Source organism: Methylobacterium sp. UNC300MFChir4.1 (genome assembly GCF_900110155.1).
Lineage (GTDB): Bacteria > Pseudomonadota > Alphaproteobacteria > Rhizobiales > Beijerinckiaceae > Methylobacterium.
In genome coordinates, this window is record NZ_FOCS01000001.1 from 313091 (window position 1) to 329228 (window position 16138).

Consider the following 16138-nt stretch of genomic DNA (forward strand, 5'->3'; position numbering starts at 1 on the left):
GCTCGGGTCTCGTGCGGGGCGGCAGAGTGGACGGGAAGGTTGAAGATTGCCTCTCGGGGCGGGCGGCCCGTCAGGCCGGCACGCGGATCCGCGCCGGGCCGGCCTCGATCCGGCCGATCCGGGCCGTCGCCGGGTAGCCGGCCGCCCGGATGCGCGCCAGGATCGCGTCGGCCCGGTCGGCCGAGCAGGTCACCAGCAGCCCGCCCGAGGTCTGCGGATCGGTCAGGAGGTGGCGGCGCCACTCGGGGAAGTCGGCCGGCAGGTCAACCGCCTCGCCGAATGCCGCCCAGTTGCGGTGCGAGGCGCCGGTGACCGCGCCCGCGCGCGCCAGCGCCTCCGCCTGCGGCAGCAGGGGAAGGGCGTCGGCCTCGAGGGTGAGCGTGAGGCCGGCGCCGCGGGCGATCTCCAGGCCGTGCCCCAGGATGCCGAATCCGGTCACGTCGGTCAGGGCGTGCACGGCGGGCTCGGCGGCGAGATCGGTCCCGATCCGGTTGAGCAGCGTCGTGGTCGCGATGAAGTCGCGGTAGCCCGCCTCGTCGAGGGTCGCCCGCTTGATCGCCGCCGAGTAGACCCCGACCCCGAGGGCCTTGGTGAGCAGGACGGCGTCCCCGGCCATCGCGTCGGCGTTGCGCCGCACGGCCTCGCGGCGGCAGGTCCCGATCACCGCCAGACCGTAGATCGGCTCCGGCACGTCGATCGAGTGGCCGCCCGCCACCGGGATGCCGGCCGCGGCGCATTGCTCAGCGCCGCCGCGCAGGATCCGCGCGACCACCTCGGGGTCGATCTTGCCGAGCGGCATCCCGAGGATCGCCAGCGCGAACAGCGGCCGGCCGCCCATGGCGTAGACGTCCGAGATGGCGTTCGTCGCGGCGATCCGACCGAAATCGACGGGGTCGTCCACCATCGGGGTAAAGAAGTCCGTGGTGGCGATGAGGCAGGTGCCGTCCTCCAGCTCCCACACCGCCGCGTCGTCCGCGGTCTCGTTGCCGACGAGGAGCCGCTCGAACGGGCCCGCCGCCGGCTGCTGGGCGAGGAGCTGGCGCAGGGTGGCCGGGTCGAGCTTGCAGCCGCAGCCGCCGCCGTGGGCGAGACTGGTCAGGCGGGGGGCATCGCTCATGGCCGAACTCCGTTCCGGATAACCTGGGGTCTTCGCGGGGTCTTCGCCGGGTCTTCGCGGAGTCAGTAGCGCGTCGTCACTGCGTTGAGCCAGTCCGGCGAGGCCGCGACGGCCGCGGCCTCGACCCGCTTGTCGAGGCCCGTCAGCACCAGCAGGCCGAGCACGACCATCACGGCGCCGAGCGCGGCCTTCGCGGCCCGGCCGGCCGCGGCGAGGCCGCCGCGCCAGCGCAGCAGCGCCTCGCGGGAGACGAGGCCCAGGAGCATCAGCGGGGCCGCGGCGCCGATCCCGAAGGCCAGCATGGTCAAGGCGACGCCCCCGAGATGCTCGCCCCGCGCCGCCATGAGCGAGGCCGCCCCCAGGGTCGGTCCCACGCAGGGGCTCCAGGCCGCGCCGAGCAGCAGGCCCACGGCGAACTGGCCGGGCAATCCCCCGGAGCCGACGCCGCCGAAACGGTCCTCCGCCCAGGCGCCAACCGGGCCGGCCGCCGTCGCGACCCGGGCCTGGAGCCGCGGCAGCATCAGCACGACGCCCAGGAGCACCAGGAGCACCGCGCCGGCGCGCCGGAACACGTCGCCGTCGAGCCCGACGGTGAAGCCGATCGTCGCGACGAACAGCCCGATGGCCGTGAAGGCGATGGCGAGGCCGGCCGCCAGAGCCGCCGGACCCAGGCGATGCTCGGCCGCCGCCGTGCCGAGCACGATGGGGATCAGTGGCAGCACGCAGGGCGAGAGCACCGAGAGCAGGCCGGCCAGGAACGCGAACCCCACCGTTCCCAGCATGCCCCGTGCCCTCCCGCTGGCGCCTCGCCCGACGAGGCTTCGACCCTGGCGCGCGGGCCGTCAACGCGCCAGGCGGACGCGGGCCGGCGGGAACAACGCGGCCGCGCGCCGCTTTCGGCGGCAGTCCGGCTGCACGGCCGGGCGGGGTACAGAGGCGAGGCGAAGCGGACCGGTGACCATCTTCTTCACGGGCGACACGCATTTCGGCGATCCGCGGGCGCTGCGCTTCGACCACCGGCCCTATCCGGATCTCGAGGCCCACGATGCCGGCCTGATCGCGGCCTGGAACACGACGGTCGCACCCGGCGACACGGTCTGGCACCTCGGCGATTTCGCCCTCGGCCCGAGCGGTGACCGGATCCGCGCGATCCTCGCCGGACTGAACGGCGAGAAGCACCTGATCGCCGGCAACAACGACGGGCCGGACACGCTCACGGCGCCCGGCTGGGCGTCGGTCCGGCACTACGCGGAACTCGCCGTCGAGGGGCGGATGGTGGTGCTCTGCCACTACGCGTTCCGTACCTGGAACGGCATGAGCCGGGGCGCGCTGAACCTCCACGGCCACAGCCACGGCAAGCTCAAGCCGATGCCGAAGCAGTACGATGTCGGCGTCGATCCGATGGGTGCGGCCCCCGTGCCACTCTCCGCAATCCTGACCTCCCGACTGCGCCGGAAGCGGTGATTCGGGGCGGAACTTTCACCTCAGCTTCACTGTTTCAGCGGACAGAGAAGGAGTGGACCTGAGCCGCTCCGAGAAGCCCGGCAGGACCGCCCGCGGATCTGCCATCACAAACCGTGTGTGAGTGTTCCCGTGAGTGCCAAGTCGGTCACTCTGACCCGCTGCCTCGCCAGCCTCCTGGCAGGCCTCGCCCTGACTTCCGCCGCGTCGGCCCTGCCGTCCTGCATCGAAGCCCAGCGCAAGGTCGACGAGGCGAACGCCCTGCGCTTCCAGGCGCGTCAGGAAGCCCGCCTGGGCAACCATGACCGCGTCTGCGACACGCTCGACGAGGTGGGCGACCGCTACGACGATGCCCGCGACGCGTTCGAGCGATGCGGAGAGGGCGTCGTGGCCATCGATCTCCGCAGCGAGCTGCGGGGTCTGCGGATCGCCAAGAAAATCAACCGCTGCGACTGACCGGGTGCGCGATCGCACCTCGGCCGTCCCGTTCCTGAAGCATCACCCCGATACGCGCGACGCTGGTCGCCGAGAAGGTTCTGCGCCGATGACCCCCGCCACGCTCTCGAACGACATCGAGCCCACCGTCACCCGCACCGGTCCGTCCTTCGCGGCCGCCCTGTGCGGTTTCGTCAGCACCACCGTCGCCACGACGATGCTGCTCATGCTGATCGGCACGTTCTGATTAGGGTGCGACCGACCAGAATCTCTGGCGGTTGAACAGCATCTCCTGGGAGCCGATCTTCGGGGTCGGCTCCGTCCTCCGGCCGCAATCGGGTTCGGCCGGTTTCGTGACCGCCGCCAGGGTCGCCGGCGCCGCCGGCACGAGGCCCAGTCGGGACTGCACTTCGGGTTGCCGTGCTGCCGCGATGGTCAGCACGCAGGCGATCAGGCCGCCGGCAACAGTTCCGAGAACGAAATTCAACATCGGGGTTGGGGTCCGGGGGCCGGTTCCTTTCGGCCGCACAGCGTCGTCGATAACCAACCCGGCGGCATCATGGCGGATGCGGCGCTCACGCGCTTTTAACTCCTGATCTGCGACAGCTACGCGCTAGCTTGCCTCAGTGGCAGGCCCGACGACGGGGCTGGACCGCCGATGAACTACGCCGCCAACGCCTACGCCAAGACCTCCCACAGCGCGCTGTCGCCCCGCGAAGCCGAATCCGCCGTGCTGCTCAAGGCGGCGCAGAAGCTGATCGGCGCCAGCCAGGGGCTCGCCAGCGGCGACGCCGGGCGCATCAACGAGGCCCTGTCGTTCAACCAGCGGGTCTGGACGCTGCTGACCTCCGAGGCGACGTCCGCGGAGAACCCGCTCCCCGCCGACGTGAAGCAGGGCGTCGGACGCCTGGGCGTGTTCGTGCTCCAGAGCTGCATCGACACGATGATCGCTCCCACGCCGGAGAAGATCGCCACGCTGGTGTCGATCAACAATCACATCGCCGCCGGCCTGCAGGGCAATCCCGGCTGAGGCCGCGTACCGGTCAGCGAGCCGCCGCGGCGTCCGGCACCTCGGCCGGCGATTCGGCGCCGGCCGCCTCCCACTCGACGAGCTTGCGGCTCAGCTTGAGCGACCGGTAATACTCGCCGGCCTCCACCGCCTGGGCGATCGCGGCGATCTGCCCGGCAGCGGCCGGCGCGAGTCCCAGCAAGTCCGTGGCCTGCCGGAAGAACAGGTCGATGCCCTGCGTCGGGTCGTCGGCGAGGTAGATGACCGTCAGGGTCAGGTGGAGACGCTTGCAGGCCGTGTCGGCCTCGCTCTCCGTAATGATCTCGCTCTCGCGCAGGAACTTGCACTGCGTCTCGATCAGGAAGGTCGAGCGACGGTCGCCGTTGCGGAGCAGCGCGCCATTGATGATCAGCCGCTCGAACGGCTTGAGTTCCAGGCGCAGGGGCATCGGGTGTTCCTTTCTAGAAGACCCGGCGATCTCATTCGCGAACCGTTAACGTTTCGCGAATGTCGGACGTCCGCGCCGCCGTTGCCGCGCGCGGCCACGGTGATAAACTCGGACAAATTCCGGCCGGGCGAGCCACGTCGAGGAGGGTCGATGACGGCGAAGAGCGATCGGCGCGCGCGGTATCCCAGCCTCGCCGGCAAGCGCGTCCTCGTGACCGGCGGTGCCTCGGGCATCGGCGAGGGGCTGGTGGAGGCCTTCGTCGGGCAGGGCGCCCGCGTCCTGTTCTGCGATATCGCGGACGACGCGGCCCGCGCCGTGGTGGCGCGCCTCGCGCCCGGCGCCGCGCACGCCCCGCTCTACCGGCGCTGCGACCTGACCGATATCGAGGCGGTCCGCGCGCTGGTGGCCGAGGCCGACACGGCCCTCGGCGGGCTCGACGTCCTGATCAACAATGCCGGCAACGACGACCGCCACGCTCTCGCGGACGTGACGCCCGCCTACTGGGACGACCGGATGGCGGTGAACCTGCGCCACCTGTTCTTCGCGGCCCAGGCGGCGGTCCCACCCATGCGACGCGCCGGCGGTGGCGTGATCCTCAATTTCGGATCGATCAGCTGGCATCTCGGGCTGAAGGAGATGCCGCTCTACCAGACCGCCAAGGCGGCGATCGAGGGCATGACCCGGGCGCTCGCCCGCGACCTCGGCCGCGACAACATTCGGGTGGCGGCGATCGTGCCGGGCAACGTTCAGACGCCCCGCCAGGAGCGATGGTACTCGCCGGAGGGCGAGGCGGAGATCGTCGCCGCGCAGTGCCTGGACGGTCGGATCCAGCCGGCCGACGTCGCCGCGCTGGCCCTGTTCCTGGCCTCGGACGATGCCCGGATGTGTACGGCCCACGCGTACTTCATCGACGCGGGCTGGCGGTAGGACCGGCGCCGGGCAAAGGATCGGCCGGGCGGAGGCGTCGACGGCGCTCCGGCCCGGCCCGCTTCCCTGCCTCAGTCGCAGGTCTCCTTCTTGACGGTCTTCGAGTCGCCCATGTCGTTCTCCTTGCGCACCGTCTTGGTGACGCAGCCATCGCCGTGGTCGTGGACGGTCACGGACTTCGACTCGGAGGCCGGGCGGTCGACGACGACGGCCGGGCGGTCGCGCTCGATCACCGTGGTCTGGGCCTGCGCGGCGGCGCCGAGGCTCAACAGGGCGGCGGTCGCGAGCAAGGTCATGCGCATGCTGAAACTCCAATACCGATTTCGGTAGCGGATAACGGCAATGCCAGCTTGGGCGTTCCGCGGCGTGTCGCGTCCTGAGGCGGGCCGAACCCGTAGAGAACTTGGCTCGGCCCGCGCGCCGTTCGGCATGAGGTGCAGCCGGAGCGACGGCGCCAATGACCGCGGAAGCCGACCCGAAGCAACCCCGGCGAACTACGTGCGCGGCGCGGCCGGGTCTCAGCCGCCGGTCATCGGCGGGAAGAAGGCGATCTCGCGGGCTCCCGCGATCGGCGCGTCCGGCTTGGCGTGGGCCCGGTCGATCGCGGCGCGGACGACGCCGGGATCCTCGAAGGCGTAGGCGTATTCCTCGCCCCGGCCCCGGAGCCAACCGACGAGATCGGCGACGGTGGCGACCTCCGGCGGCGGCGCCAGCTCCTCCTCGGAGCGGCCGATCCGCTCGCGGACCCAGGCGAAATAGACGAGCTTCATCGCATCACCGTACCGGAGACAGGGCAGGGACCGCGCGTCCCGGAGACGGATCCCTCAGCGCGGATCGTCGATGACGTGCTTGATCCCGGCCCGCATGTAGTCCCACCCGGTCCAGAGCGTGAGCGCGGCGGCGAGCCACAGGAGCGTCAGGCCGATCGGCTCGGTTCCCGGGAGCACCGTCTCGCCCGCCGGACCGGCCACCAGGAAGCCGAGGGCCAGGAGCTGCACGGTGGTCTTCCACTTCGCGATCCGGCTGACCGGCACGCCGACCTTCAGCTCCGCCAGATACTCGCGCAGGCCGGAGACCAGCACCTCGCGGCACAGGATCACGATGGCCGCCCAGATGTTCGAGCCGACGATAGTGTGGTCCGCCGCCAGCATCAGCAGGCAGGCCGAGACCAGCAGCTTGTCGGCGATCGGATCGAGCATCCGGCCGAGCGCCGAGCTCTGGTGGTAGGTGCGGGCGACGTACCCGTCGAGGTAGTCGGTGATCGCGGCCGCGACGAACACCCCCAGCGCCGTCCACCGCGCCGTGTGGGATTCGGGCCAGAACAGCAGCGCGACCATCACCGGCACGGCAACGAGGCGCCCGTAGGTCAGGCAATTCGCGAGCGTCCAGGCCGGCGACCGTCGTCGGGGAAGGACGGCGTTCATCGGAGGGGTGAAATCAGAGCGGGGCCCGGGCGTCAACGCCCCAGACTCCGCCTCGGCCATCGCGGCCGGGTTCTCAGGCGCCGGCATGAAAGAAGTCGTACACCGCCCGCGCGGTAGCGGCGTTCACGCCCGGGGTCTTGGCCAGATCCTCGAAGGCGGCGCGCTCGATCGCCTTCACGGTCCCGAAGTGGTGCAGCAGCGCGCGCTTGCGGCTCGGACCGATGCCGGCGATCTCGTCCAACGGATTCTTCACCATCTCACGCTTCCGCTTGGCCCGATGGCTGCCGATGGCGAAGCGGTGCGCCTCGTCGCGGAGCCGCTGCACGAAGTAGAGCGTCGGGTCGCGCGGCGGAAGCTTGAAGGGTGGCCGGCCGGGCACGAAAAACGTCTCCCGGCCCGCATCCCGGTCGCGGCCCTTGGCGACGCCGACGAGCGGCACGCCCGCCACGCCGACCTCCTCCAGCGCCGCCCGCGCGGCGTCGAGCTGGCCCTTGCCGCCGTCGATCAGCACGAGGTCCGGCCAGGCCGGGAACGCCTCGCTCTCCTCCGCCGGGGCCGGCACCGGCTCCGGCACGCCGCCCTCGGCGGCGGCCACGGCCGCCTCGCGCTCCGTGCGCGGCGCCTCCTTCACGAGCCGCTTGAAGCGCCGCTGCAGCACCTCGCGCATCATGCCGTAATCGTCCCCGGGGGTCAGGTCCTCGGACTTGATGTTGAACGTGCGGTAATGCGCCTTCATGAAGCCCGTCGGGCCGGCGACGATCATGCCGCCGACCGCGTTCGTGCCCATGATGTGCGAGTTGTCGTACACCTCGATCCGGCGGGGCGCCCCGTCGAGCCCGAAGGCCTGGCCGAGGGCGGCGAGGAGCTTGCCCTGCGAGGCCGTGTCGGCGAGGCGCCGCGCCAGCGCCTCCTTGGCGTTGCGCTGGGCGTAGTCGACGAGGTTCTTCCGCTCGCCGCGGCTCGGCCTGTGAATCTCGACGCGGTACTCCACCCGGCTCGACAGGGCCGCCGCGACCAGCTCCGCGTCCTCGATCGCGTGGCTCGTCAGCACCGTCCGGGGCGCGGGCTTGTCGTCGTAGAACTGGCCGATGAACGAGCCCAGCACCTCGTCGGGCGTCATCGTCCGGTCGGCCTTCGGGAAATAGGCGCGGTTGCCCCAGTTCTGGAAGTTCCGGAAGAAGAACACCTCGATGCAGAACTGGCCGGCCTGCTCGTCCAGCGCGAACACGTCCGCCTCCTCGACGCCCTGGGTGTTGACCCCCTGCACGCCCTGGATCGCCGACAGGGCGGCGATACGGTCGCGAAACCGGGCGGCGCGCTCGAACTCCATCGCCTCGGACGCCTCCTGCATCTCGGCGCGCATCCGGTCCTTCACGGCGTTCGACTTGCCGGCGAGGAACGCCCGGGCGGAATCCGCCATGGCCGCGTAGTCGTCCGCGGCGATCTCACCCGTGCAGGGGCCGGAGCAGCGCTTGATCTGGTAGAGCAGGCAGGGCCGGGTGCGGTTCTCGTAGTAGCTGTCTGTGCAGGTGCGCAGCAGGAAGGCGCGCTGCAGGGCGTTCACCGTCCGGTTCACCGCCCACACGCTGGCGAACGGGCCGTAATAATTGCCCTTCCGGCGCCGGGCGCCCCGGTGCTTGACGATCTGCGGGGCGGGGCCGTCGTCGGTGACCAGGATGTAGGGGAACGACTTGTCGTCCCGCATCAGCACGTTGAAGCGCGGCTTCAGCTGTTTGATCAGGTTGGCCTCGAGGAGGAGCGCCTCGGTCTCGGTCGCCGTGGTGACGAACTCCATCGCCGCCGTCTGCGAGATCATCCGGGCGATGCGGTTCGAGTGCGCCTGGCCCCGCGCGTAGGAGCCGACCCGCGCCTTCAGGTTCTTGGCCTTGCCGACGTAGAGGACATCGCCGCGATGGTCGAACATCCGGTAGACGCCGGGCGAGGACGGCAGTGTCGACCAGAACCGGCGGATCACCTCGGTTCCGGCCTGGACGGCGCCCGGCTCGAAGTCGAAATCGATCTCCGGCGCCTCCGTGTCGGGGAGGCCGGCTTCCGGCTCGTCGGCGGCCTCGTCCCGCTCGGCGTCGCGGCCGTCGTCGAAGGTGTCGGGGGGCAGGTCTGAGAGGGCTCTGCGGCTCATACCGCAGATCTAAGCGTTCCGGACCGCCAGGGGGACCGGGGCGGCGACAAAAATCGCGCGCCCGGTCGGCTCGATCAGTCGAACAGCGAGTCGATGTCGCTCTGGTCGACGTGGCCGATGTCGTGGTCGAGCTTGGGCCCGTTGAGCAGCGAGCTCTCGTCGTCCAGGGACGTCGGCACCGGCATGACGGTGATGAGCTCCTTGAAGCTGTCGAGTTCCGACCACGTGGCGATGAGCCGGTCGAGATGCTCCTCGATGAACTTCATCACGCTGACGATTTTGGTGATCCGCTGGCCGGTCAGGTCCTGGAAGTTGCAGGCCTCGTAGGCGGTGATCACGCGCTCGAGGATCACGTCGACGTGCTGCTTCGTGCCGGGCGGCAGCGTCGCCGCGTTGAGCATGCCGGCGTGGCTCTCGATCTCCTCGATCGCGCCGAGGAGCTGCGTGGTGGCGCGCTCCGTCGAGTCGACCACCGCGTCGAGCTCGTCGGCCGCCCGGCGCATGCCCTTGCCGGTGTTCTCGGTCCGGTGCAGCGTCGCCAGCTCCGACTTGGTGCGGGTGATCGCCTCCTTCATCACGTCGAGCTCGGTGCGCATCGCCAGCGCCTCGTGCAGCTCGCGGCGGCACGACTCGATGGTCTCGCTCGCGCTCATCTGCGTGACGCGGCGCAAGTCCTGGATGGCGTTGAAGATCTCCTCCAGGCGCTCGCTCGAGGCGGACGCCCCGGGTCCGGGAGGGGGAGCCGCGGGAAGCCCGAGACTGTCTTCGATGCGATAGCGCTTCTGGGTCATCGTCCGGGCGTGAGCGTTCGGGTTCCGTCGCCGCGACTGTCTACCATAACGGTTAGCGGACTGTGACTGCCGAGCTTCTTACCGCCGGCTCCCTGCGCCCGGGGACCCAGGGCCTCGTCGGGGCTTAACCGCCGATTCACGCTGGTCGCGACGGGCCGGGGACGGGCCGGGCCGCCCCGGCGATTCACCACGTTCGTTCACCGGATTCGGTAAAATTCGACGGGATCGTTCGCGGGCCGGGAGCACGGGCACCGGCTCGGGAGCATGCGACGATGCGGCGTTCAGTCCGTCTGGGAATGGGTGTGGCCGCGGCCGCGTTCGTGCTGTGCGGCCCCGCCCGGGCGCAGCAGGCGCGCTACGCCGAGGGCGGCTACGGCGGCGGGCTGATCGAGTATCTCGTCACCGGCAGCGCCGGCGGCGCGCCTGGGCGCGGCTGGCCGCAGCGCGCGGCGCCGCAGCAGCGCGTCGCGGCCTATTCCGGCGACCTGGTGCCGGTCGAGCCGGAGCCGGCGCAAGGTTACGGGCAGGCGTACGGGCAGGCTTACGGCCAGCCCTATGGCCAGGCCTCCGGCGCCCCTCAGCCCTACGGTGCGCCGCCCGCGGCCCCCTACGGTGCGCCCCAGGGAGATCCGGGCCGGATCGGCCGCGCGGTCTCGCCGGAGTACCAGCGCCAGGAAGTGGCCTTCACGGGGCGGCAGAAGCCCGGAACGATCGTGATCGACACCGCCGGAAAGCATCTCTACCTGGTGCAGGGCGGGCAGCGCGCCCTGCGCTACGGGATCGGCGTCGGCCGCCCCGGTTTCGCCTGGAGCGGGCTGAAGACGGTCAGCCGTAAGGCGGAGTGGCCGGACTGGACGCCGCCGGCCGAGATGCTGGCCCGCCGTCCCGACCTGCCGCGCCACATGGCCGGCGGCCCGGAGAACCCGCTGGGCGCCCGCGCCCTCTACCTGGGTTCGTCGCTCTACCGGATCCACGGGACGAACGAGCCCAACACGATCGGGCAGTCGGTCTCGTCGGGGTGCATCCGCATGATGAACGACGACGTCATCGATCTCTACGAGCGCGTGCCGGTGGGGACGCGGGTCGAGGTCCTCTGAGCGGCCGACGCGGCCCCGGTCGCGGATCGGACCTTCCGGATACGAGAATGGCCCGGCCGCGCCTGACGCGACCGGGCCTTCCGCTGCGTCACAGGGACGATCAGGTCCAGTCGCTGTCGTCGCCGCCGCCGAGGTCGCCGCCGAAATCACCGCCCGGATCGCTGTAGCCGGCGTCCTGGAAGCTGCCCATGTCGCCGCCGCTGTTGTCGAGGGCCGAGCCGAGATCCTGGTTGCCGCCGCCGTCGCCGTAGTAGTTGTTGACGACGGTCTCGCCCCCGCCGCCGAGACCGGCGGCCGCGGCACTGCCGAGGCTCGAATGGCCGCCCGCGAAGGCGTTCGACAGGGCGCTGCCGAGGAGCATGCCGCCCGCCGCGCCGGCCGCCATGGGCAGGGCCGTCGCCATGAAGCCGCCGCCGCGCGCCGGCGCCTGGGGCTGGCCGCCCCACGGGCCGCCCTGCTGCTGCGGGTAGCCGCCCTGCTGCGGGTAGCCCTGCTGCGGGTAACCCTGCGGCGGGCCGCCCTGGTTGCCCCAGGGCTGGCCGCCGGGACGCGGCTGGCCGTAGCCCGGCTGGGGCTCCTGGCGCTGCTGGCTGCCGCCGCCGAAGATGCTCGACAGGAAGCCGCCGCCCCCGGAGGACTGGGCCGGGGCCGCCTGGCTGCGGGCCTGCTCCAGCTGCTGGTTCAGGCTCTTGATCGCCTCTTCCTGCACGTAGATCAGCTGCGCCATCGCGTAGGGCGCGTAGGGCTGCGCGCGGAGCTTGTCGGCGATGAAGCGCTCCGCCTCCGCGTCGCGGGGCTGGGTCTGCGCCTGCTCCAGCCGCTGGAAGATTCCCGAAATAACGTCGCGTTCTTCGCTGTTCATGGAGTCGTCCTCCTCGAATCTCACCCGCGGGCCCGAACGCGCCGCATGGCAGCTAGGACATGGGTGCGCGGCGACGCTTTGTCAGGGGGATTGCGAAAACTTCATCCGCCTATCCCGAAACGCGAGAAGCCCGACCTGCCGGCCGGGCTTCCTGCATGCCGAGTGGGGGGCGCGGCCGCGGCCGCGCCGACGCGATCCTAGAAGGTGCCGAACTTGTAGTTCAGGCCGGCGCGGACGACGGCGAACTGGTCGTCGCGGCGGCCGACGCCGCTGTAGACGACCGGGAAGTTGTTGGCGGCGTTGATGACGAACGCGCCCTGGTTGCGGGTGCCGCGGTCGAGGTTGACGTACAGGCCTTCGACCTTGAGCGTCACGGCCGAGGAGCGGAAGAAGTTCAGGAACGAGTCGGTGGGCAGGGCGTACTCGATGCCGCCGCCGACGGCCCAGCCGGTGCGGAAACTGTCGTTGCCGGCGAAGCCACCGAAGGAGCGGTCGGCGCTGCCCGAGCCGTAGGCGAAGCCGCCGGTGCCGTACACGAGGGTGCGGTCGAAGGCGTAGCCGAGGCGGCCGCGGACGGTGCCGAAGAAGTCGAGGCTGGAGAGGCCGCGCGGGTCGGTGACGTAGTAGCCGGGGGCCAGCGCGCCGGAGACGAAGGCGTTGTTCCGGCTACGGCCGAAGTCGAGGTACTGGGCGTCGGCCTCGAAGCCGATCACGACACCGGAGCCCGGGGTAAACTGGTAGTTGTAGCCGATCTGACCACCGCCGGAGAAGCCGTCCTGGCTGCGGTTGCGGAAGGAGGCGACGGTGCCGGGGGCGGCGTAGGGGAAGGGGACGGCGAAGGTGTTGCCGGTGTTGCGGTCGCTGGCGTCGAAGGCGTAGCCGGCGTTGATACCGAAGTAGGCGCCGGTCCAGGTGAAGACCGGGACGGGGGTGAACACCGGCGGCGGGGCGGCGCGGCGCGGCAGGTCGGCGGCGAAGGCCGAACCCGCGAAGGCGACGCCCGCGAGGGCCGTGGTCACACGGAGCATGGATTTCATGATCTGGTCCTCACTGGTGGTCCGCGCCGTCCCACGGGCGGACGGTTGCGGAACCGGATCTGGCTGCGTTCCAGCGGTTCCAGGGTTGCTTTGCGCTCCGCGGTGTCGCCGACCGCTCTCGCGGCCCCTTGTGGCAACCCGCCGTTTTCCCCGGCACCTTGACCCCTAAACGCGGTCGAATGGCCAAGGTTCATTTACGGCTACGCTTTTTTTCGGGCCGAGGATCGACAAAGTGTCGCAGCCCCTTTCCGAGGTCGCACTGGCTCGTCAGGGCACCAGCGTGATCGCGGAGATCAGGCGGCCGTAATCCGCCTCGCCGCGATGCGTGGTCCGCCGGTAGCTGTAGAACCGCTCCGGATCGGCGTAGGTGCAGAGATTGAGTGCGGTGGCCTCGCCGATCTCGGCCTCGCCGAGCCGGGCCAGGATGAAGCCCGGAAGATCGAACTGGGCGTGCCCCGGCCGCGTGCCGGGGCCGAGGAAGCGCTCCATGCCGGGGGCATCGCTCCCGAAGCGCGCGACGAAGTCCGGACCGACCTCGTAGGAGGCCTGACCGATCGTCGGTCCCAGGACGGCGACGATGCGGCTGCGCCGCGCCCCGAGCGCCTCCATCGCCGACACGGTCGCGCCGATCACGCCGGTGAGCGCACCCTTCCAGCCGGCATGGGCGGCGCCGACGACGCCGTTCTCGGGATCCGCGAACAGGATCGGCCCGCAATCCGCGGTGGCGATGCCGAGCGCCAGGCCCGGAACCCGCGTCACCATGGCGTCGGCCTTCGGCCGCTCCGCCGCGAAGGGGGCCTCGACCGTGACCACGTCGGCCGAGTGGACCTGATACAGGCTCACGAGCCGGTCCCGCGGCAGGCCGAGCTGCGCGCACATCCGCGCCCGGTTCTCGGCGACGCGCTCCGGCGCGTCCTGGGAGCCAAGGCCGCCGTTGAGCGACGCGTACAGGCCCTCGGAGACCCCGCCGACGCGGGTGAAGAAGGCGTGGCGGACGCCCGCATGGGCGGAGAGTTCCGGCGCCTCGATGAACATGCCTGCGGTCACGGTCGGCCTCGCGCTTGCCCCTGTCGCGCCCCGATAGCGCAAGGGCGGACCCTTGACGATGTCGTTCAACCGTCAGATTCTTGCTGCATTGCAGTACGGAGCCGATCCGGCCCCGCCTTGAGAAGGATCGCGATGTCACGAGGGATCGAGACCGACGCCCTGCCCGAGACGCCCGAGGCCGAAGAGCCCCGGATTCCGAGCGCGCCTGCCCACCCCGTCACGGGAGAGCCCGCCGCTTTCGACCCGACCGACCTCAACCCGCCCGCGCCGCCGACTCCGCGGCCCGCCAGCCAGACCGATTCCGGCTTCGGCTCCTTCGGCTGAGAGTAGCCGGCCCGTACGGGGCCGCGCATCGTCCCGGCGGCTCAGAGCCCCGGAAATCCCGGGAGCGGCCCGACGGACGGGCCGCTCACCGCCAGCACCTTGAACAGGCTTCCCATCCCGCCCCGGGCCGGATCGGTCAGGCGCGCGGTCGCAGCGTCGATCGCGGCGGCCTGCGCGGGGCTCGCCCGTGCCTTCAGACGCTCGGCACGGGCCCCGAGTCCGAGGGCGGCCAGGAAGTCGCCCTGATCGACGGGGCCGTGGATCGCGGCGCCCTCGGCCCGCGCCGCCTGGGCGAGGGCGGCGAAATCGACATGATGCGTCAGGTCCGCCTCGCCGGGCTCCGCCAGCGGGTCGGCGAAGCGATGTCCCGCCAGCGCCTGGAGGGTGTCGCCGAAGCCCTGGCGGACATGGCCGTAATCGATGGCCAGCAGGGCGCCGCCTTCGGAACACAGCCGCCGCGCCAGCGCGCGGATCAGCGCGAGGCCGGCCGCCGGCACGCTCATCAGCGCGCCGTCCGGGCCGTCCGCCGCGAGGCCCGGGACCGGCTCCGGCGACAGGCCGAAAGCGAGGCCGCCCGCCGGATCGAGACCGATCTGCCGCTCGTGCCAGCCCGACGGCCGGCGCTCGAACTGGCGCACCGGCAGGCAGTCGAAGAACTCGTTGGCCAGGATGATCGCCGGCCCCTCGGGCAGCGTGTCGACGCTGTCGTGCCACGCGGCACCGGTCCCGGCGAGGGCGCGCGCCTGCGCGGCCCGCAGCACCGGGCTCGTCTCGACGAGGTGCGGTGCCACGCGCACGCCCGGGAGCGCTGCCCGCAACGCGCGCAGCGCGTCCGCCATCAGCGTGCCGCGGCCGGGCCCCAGCTCCACCAGGAGGAGCGGATCCGGCGACCCGATCGGGCCGCGGACGTAGGCTGTCCAGGCACCGAGCAGTTCGCCGAACATCTGGCTGATCTCGGGCGCGGTGGTGAAGTCGCCCTGAGCGCCCAGGGGATCGCGGGTGCGGTAGTAGCCGTGGACCGGGTGGCCGAGGCAGAGGGCCATGTAGCGGTCGACGCCGATCGGCCCGTTCTGCCGGATCAGCGCCGCGATCTCGGTTCCGAGGGGGGTCACGCCTCGACGGCCGCCTTGCGGGCGGCCTCGGCGGCCGGCGCTTCCACCGGATGGCGGGGCCGTGTCCGGCCGGTCGCGGCCAGCACGATGTAGGTCAGGCCGACGATCATCATCGGCACGCACAGCAGCATGCCCATGGTCACGCCGCCGCCCATCGGACCGAGATGGTCGCCGAACAGGAAGCCGAGCTGGCGATCCGGCTCGCGGAAGAACTCGCAGACGGTCCGGGCCAGCGCGTAGCCGAGGACGAATATGCCGCCGAGGAGCCCGGGCTTGCGGAAGCCGAACCGGCGGACGCTGACCGCCATCACGATGAACAGCAGCAGGCCCTCGGTGGCGGCCTCGTAGAGCTGGCTCGGGTGGCGCGGCAGCGGGCCGCCGCTCGGGAACACGATCGCGTAAGGGAAGTCCGGCGCCACGCGGCCCCAGAGCTCGCCGTTCACGAAATTGGCGATCCGGCCGAAGAACAGGCCGATCGGCACCACCACGGCGCCGATATCGAGGAGCGTGTAGGCGTTGAGACCTTTCCCGCGGGCGAACAGCACGAAGGCCAGGATGGCCCCGATGAAACCGCCGTGGAACGACATGCCGCCGTTGCGGATCGCCAGGATCTCCCACGGATCGGCGATGTACATCGGCAGATTGTAGAACAACACGTAGCCGATCCGCCCGCCGAGCACGACGCCGAGCGCCACCCAGACGACGAGGTCGTCGATGTCGACGACCTGCGGGCGCTTCACCACGCCCCAGAGGCTGTCGGCCATGACGAGGCGGCGCGCGTAGTACCAGCCGCCGATCAGGCCGGCGATGTAGGCGAGCGCGTACCATTTGATCGTGATCGGCCCGATCGCGATCGCCACCGGATCGATGGCCGGAAAGGGCAGGGCGAGGAGCGGCATCTAACTCA

Annotated in this window: 21 protein-coding genes; 7 read left to right on the forward strand and 14 right to left on the reverse strand. The window is 71.3% G+C overall.

What is annotated here, in order from left to right:
• Nucleotides 1-70 precede the first annotated feature (70 nt).
• Together selD and BMY19_RS01540 are read right to left on the reverse strand one after the other, a co-directional pair.
• The gene (gene selD / locus BMY19_RS01535) at nt 71-1117 is read right to left on the reverse strand and encodes a selenide, water dikinase SelD (RefSeq protein ID WP_100250670.1); all 1047 of its coding nucleotides are present in this window, start codon (nt 1115-1117) and stop codon (nt 71-73) included.
• 62 nt (nt 1118-1179) lie between these two features.
• Entirely contained in the window at nt 1180-1899 is a 720-nt protein-coding gene (locus BMY19_RS01540; RefSeq protein WP_100250671.1) for a cytochrome c biogenesis CcdA family protein, read from the reverse strand.
• A gap of 172 nt (nt 1900-2071) precedes the next feature.
• On the opposite strand from BMY19_RS01540, the gene BMY19_RS01545 reads away from it, so the two are divergent.
• From BMY19_RS01545 to BMY19_RS30755, 3 genes are all read left to right on the forward strand, one after another.
• Nucleotides 2072-2581, forward strand: a complete 510-nt coding sequence (locus BMY19_RS01545) for a metallophosphoesterase (RefSeq protein ID WP_091679162.1) — start codon at nt 2072-2074, stop codon at nt 2579-2581.
• Between the two features lie 129 nt (nt 2582-2710).
• Nucleotides 2711-3034: a hypothetical protein gene (locus BMY19_RS01550; RefSeq protein ID WP_012322287.1), complete on the forward strand. Its 324-nt coding sequence runs from the start codon at nt 2711-2713 to the stop codon at nt 3032-3034.
• A gap of 88 nt (nt 3035-3122) precedes the next feature.
• Nucleotides 3123-3260, forward strand: a complete 138-nt coding sequence (locus BMY19_RS30755) for a hypothetical protein (RefSeq protein WP_020090654.1) — start codon at nt 3123-3125, stop codon at nt 3258-3260.
• Here BMY19_RS30755 and BMY19_RS01555 read toward each other — a convergent pair whose 3' ends face one another.
• Nucleotides 3261-3503 (reverse strand): hypothetical protein, encoded by a 243-nt coding sequence (locus BMY19_RS01555; RefSeq protein WP_056531713.1) that lies wholly within the window; start codon nt 3501-3503, stop codon nt 3261-3263.
• A gap of 168 nt (nt 3504-3671) precedes the next feature.
• Between BMY19_RS01555 and flaF the strand changes: the two genes are divergently transcribed.
• Nucleotides 3672-4043 (forward strand): flagellar biosynthesis regulator FlaF, encoded by a 372-nt coding sequence (flaF, locus tag BMY19_RS01560; protein WP_020090652.1) that lies wholly within the window; start codon nt 3672-3674, stop codon nt 4041-4043.
• A 13-nt stretch (nt 4044-4056) separates the two neighbouring features.
• On the opposite strand, the gene BMY19_RS01565 is transcribed toward flaF, so the two are convergent.
• On the reverse strand, nt 4057-4470 hold the full coding sequence (locus BMY19_RS01565; protein ID WP_056531717.1) for a flagellar biosynthesis repressor FlbT: 414 nt from the start codon (nt 4468-4470) through the stop codon (nt 4057-4059).
• Nucleotides 4471-4620: 150 nt separating this feature from the next.
• Between BMY19_RS01565 and BMY19_RS01570 the strand changes: the two genes are divergently transcribed.
• Entirely contained in the window at nt 4621-5397 is a 777-nt protein-coding gene (locus tag BMY19_RS01570) for a D-xylose 1-dehydrogenase (protein WP_100250672.1), read from the forward strand.
• A gap of 71 nt (nt 5398-5468) precedes the next feature.
• Here BMY19_RS01570 and BMY19_RS01575 read toward each other — a convergent pair whose 3' ends face one another.
• The 5 genes from BMY19_RS01575 to BMY19_RS01595 all read right to left on the reverse strand — a co-directional run bounded on the left by BMY19_RS01575 (nt 5469) and on the right by BMY19_RS01595 (nt 9752).
• The gene (locus BMY19_RS01575; protein ID WP_020090649.1) at nt 5469-5699 is read right to left on the reverse strand and encodes a hypothetical protein; all 231 of its coding nucleotides are present in this window, start codon (nt 5697-5699) and stop codon (nt 5469-5471) included.
• A gap of 216 nt (nt 5700-5915) precedes the next feature.
• Nucleotides 5916-6167 (reverse strand): molybdopterin converting factor subunit 1, encoded by a 252-nt coding sequence (gene moaD, locus BMY19_RS01580; protein ID WP_029357972.1) that lies wholly within the window; start codon nt 6165-6167, stop codon nt 5916-5918.
• A 54-nt stretch (nt 6168-6221) separates the two neighbouring features.
• A complete protein-coding gene (pgsA, locus tag BMY19_RS01585) occupies nt 6222-6821 on the reverse strand; it encodes a CDP-diacylglycerol--glycerol-3-phosphate 3-phosphatidyltransferase (RefSeq protein WP_020090647.1) in 600 nt (199 codons plus the stop codon).
• 73 nt (nt 6822-6894) lie between these two features.
• The gene (uvrC, locus tag BMY19_RS01590; RefSeq protein WP_100250674.1) at nt 6895-8961 is read right to left on the reverse strand and encodes an excinuclease ABC subunit UvrC; all 2067 of its coding nucleotides are present in this window, start codon (nt 8959-8961) and stop codon (nt 6895-6897) included.
• A 74-nt stretch (nt 8962-9035) separates the two neighbouring features.
• Nucleotides 9036-9752 carry a protein phosphatase CheZ gene (locus BMY19_RS01595; protein ID WP_020090645.1) on the reverse strand — a complete coding sequence of 239 codons (717 nt, stop codon included), beginning with the start codon at nt 9750-9752 and terminating at the stop codon, nt 9036-9038.
• A 272-nt stretch (nt 9753-10024) separates the two neighbouring features.
• Here BMY19_RS01595 and BMY19_RS01600 point away from each other — a divergent pair, with 272 nt between their 5' ends.
• A complete protein-coding gene (locus BMY19_RS01600) occupies nt 10025-10849 on the forward strand; it encodes a L,D-transpeptidase (RefSeq protein WP_100250675.1) in 825 nt (274 codons plus the stop codon).
• A gap of 100 nt (nt 10850-10949) precedes the next feature.
• On the opposite strand, the gene BMY19_RS01605 is transcribed toward BMY19_RS01600, so the two are convergent.
• The 3 genes from BMY19_RS01605 to pgeF form a co-directional block, all read right to left on the reverse strand.
• Nucleotides 10950-11711 (reverse strand): DUF2076 domain-containing protein, encoded by a 762-nt coding sequence (locus BMY19_RS01605; RefSeq protein ID WP_091679149.1) that lies wholly within the window; start codon nt 11709-11711, stop codon nt 10950-10952.
• A gap of 197 nt (nt 11712-11908) precedes the next feature.
• Nucleotides 11909-12748 carry an outer membrane protein gene (locus BMY19_RS01610; protein WP_100250676.1) on the reverse strand — a complete coding sequence of 280 codons (840 nt, stop codon included), beginning with the start codon at nt 12746-12748 and terminating at the stop codon, nt 11909-11911.
• Nucleotides 12749-13015: 267 nt separating this feature from the next.
• Entirely contained in the window at nt 13016-13783 is a 768-nt protein-coding gene (pgeF, locus tag BMY19_RS01615) for a peptidoglycan editing factor PgeF (RefSeq protein ID WP_056531731.1), read from the reverse strand.
• Nucleotides 13784-13927: 144 nt separating this feature from the next.
• Here pgeF and BMY19_RS01620 point away from each other — a divergent pair, with 144 nt between their 5' ends.
• Nucleotides 13928-14119 carry a hypothetical protein gene (locus tag BMY19_RS01620; RefSeq protein ID WP_012322302.1) on the forward strand — a complete coding sequence of 64 codons (192 nt, stop codon included), beginning with the start codon at nt 13928-13930 and terminating at the stop codon, nt 14117-14119.
• A gap of 41 nt (nt 14120-14160) precedes the next feature.
• Here BMY19_RS01620 and BMY19_RS01625 read toward each other — a convergent pair whose 3' ends face one another.
• Together BMY19_RS01625 and lgt are read right to left on the reverse strand one after the other, a co-directional pair.
• Nucleotides 14161-15231: a class I SAM-dependent methyltransferase gene (locus BMY19_RS01625; protein ID WP_100250677.1), complete on the reverse strand. Its 1071-nt coding sequence runs from the start codon at nt 15229-15231 to the stop codon at nt 14161-14163.
• Nucleotides 15228-16130: a prolipoprotein diacylglyceryl transferase gene (gene lgt, locus BMY19_RS01630; protein ID WP_056531735.1), complete on the reverse strand. Its 903-nt coding sequence runs from the start codon at nt 16128-16130 to the stop codon at nt 15228-15230. The genes BMY19_RS01625 and lgt overlap by 4 nt, the downstream gene beginning before the upstream one ends.
• Between the last annotated feature and the right edge of the window lie 8 nt (nt 16131-16138).

Bases quoted from the DNA above. Each gene is read 5' to 3' on its own strand.
- BMY19_RS01605 (WP_091679149.1), bottom strand. From the start codon at position 11,711: ATGAACAGCGAAGAACGCGACGTTATTTCGGGAATCTTCCAGCGGCTG.
- BMY19_RS01575 (WP_020090649.1), bottom strand. From the start codon at position 5,699: ATGCGCATGACCTTGCTCGCGACCGCCGCCCTGTTGAGCCTCGGCGCC.
- pgeF (WP_056531731.1), bottom strand. From the start codon at position 13,783: ATGTTCATCGAGGCGCCGGAACTCTCCGCCCATGCGGGCGTCCGCCAC.
- BMY19_RS01600 (WP_100250675.1), top strand. From the start codon at position 10,025: ATGCGGCGTTCAGTCCGTCTGGGAATGGGTGTGGCCGCGGCCGCGTTC.
- BMY19_RS01595 (WP_020090645.1), bottom strand. From the start codon at position 9,752: ATGACCCAGAAGCGCTATCGCATCGAAGACAGTCTCGGGCTTCCCGCG.
- uvrC (WP_100250674.1), bottom strand. From the start codon at position 8,961: ATGAGCCGCAGAGCCCTCTCAGACCTGCCCCCCGACACCTTCGACGAC.
- pgsA (WP_020090647.1), bottom strand. From the start codon at position 6,821: ATGAACGCCGTCCTTCCCCGACGACGGTCGCCGGCCTGGACGCTCGCG.
- BMY19_RS01555 (WP_056531713.1), bottom strand. From the start codon at position 3,503: ATGTTGAATTTCGTTCTCGGAACTGTTGCCGGCGGCCTGATCGCCTGC.
- selD (WP_100250670.1), bottom strand. From the start codon at position 1,117: ATGAGCGATGCCCCCCGCCTGACCAGTCTCGCCCACGGCGGCGGCTGC.
- BMY19_RS01610 (WP_100250676.1), bottom strand. From the start codon at position 12,748: ATGAAATCCATGCTCCGTGTGACCACGGCCCTCGCGGGCGTCGCCTTC.
- BMY19_RS01570 (WP_100250672.1), top strand. From the start codon at position 4,621: ATGACGGCGAAGAGCGATCGGCGCGCGCGGTATCCCAGCCTCGCCGGC.
- moaD (WP_029357972.1), bottom strand. From the start codon at position 6,167: ATGAAGCTCGTCTATTTCGCCTGGGTCCGCGAGCGGATCGGCCGCTCC.
- lgt (WP_056531735.1), bottom strand. From the start codon at position 16,130: ATGCCGCTCCTCGCCCTGCCCTTTCCGGCCATCGATCCGGTGGCGATC.
- flaF (WP_020090652.1), top strand. From the start codon at position 3,672: ATGAACTACGCCGCCAACGCCTACGCCAAGACCTCCCACAGCGCGCTG.
- BMY19_RS01620 (WP_012322302.1), top strand. From the start codon at position 13,928: ATGTCACGAGGGATCGAGACCGACGCCCTGCCCGAGACGCCCGAGGCC.
- BMY19_RS30755 (WP_020090654.1), top strand. From the start codon at position 3,123: ATGACCCCCGCCACGCTCTCGAACGACATCGAGCCCACCGTCACCCGC.
- BMY19_RS01540 (WP_100250671.1), bottom strand. From the start codon at position 1,899: ATGCTGGGAACGGTGGGGTTCGCGTTCCTGGCCGGCCTGCTCTCGGTG.
- BMY19_RS01565 (WP_056531717.1), bottom strand. From the start codon at position 4,470: ATGCCCCTGCGCCTGGAACTCAAGCCGTTCGAGCGGCTGATCATCAAT.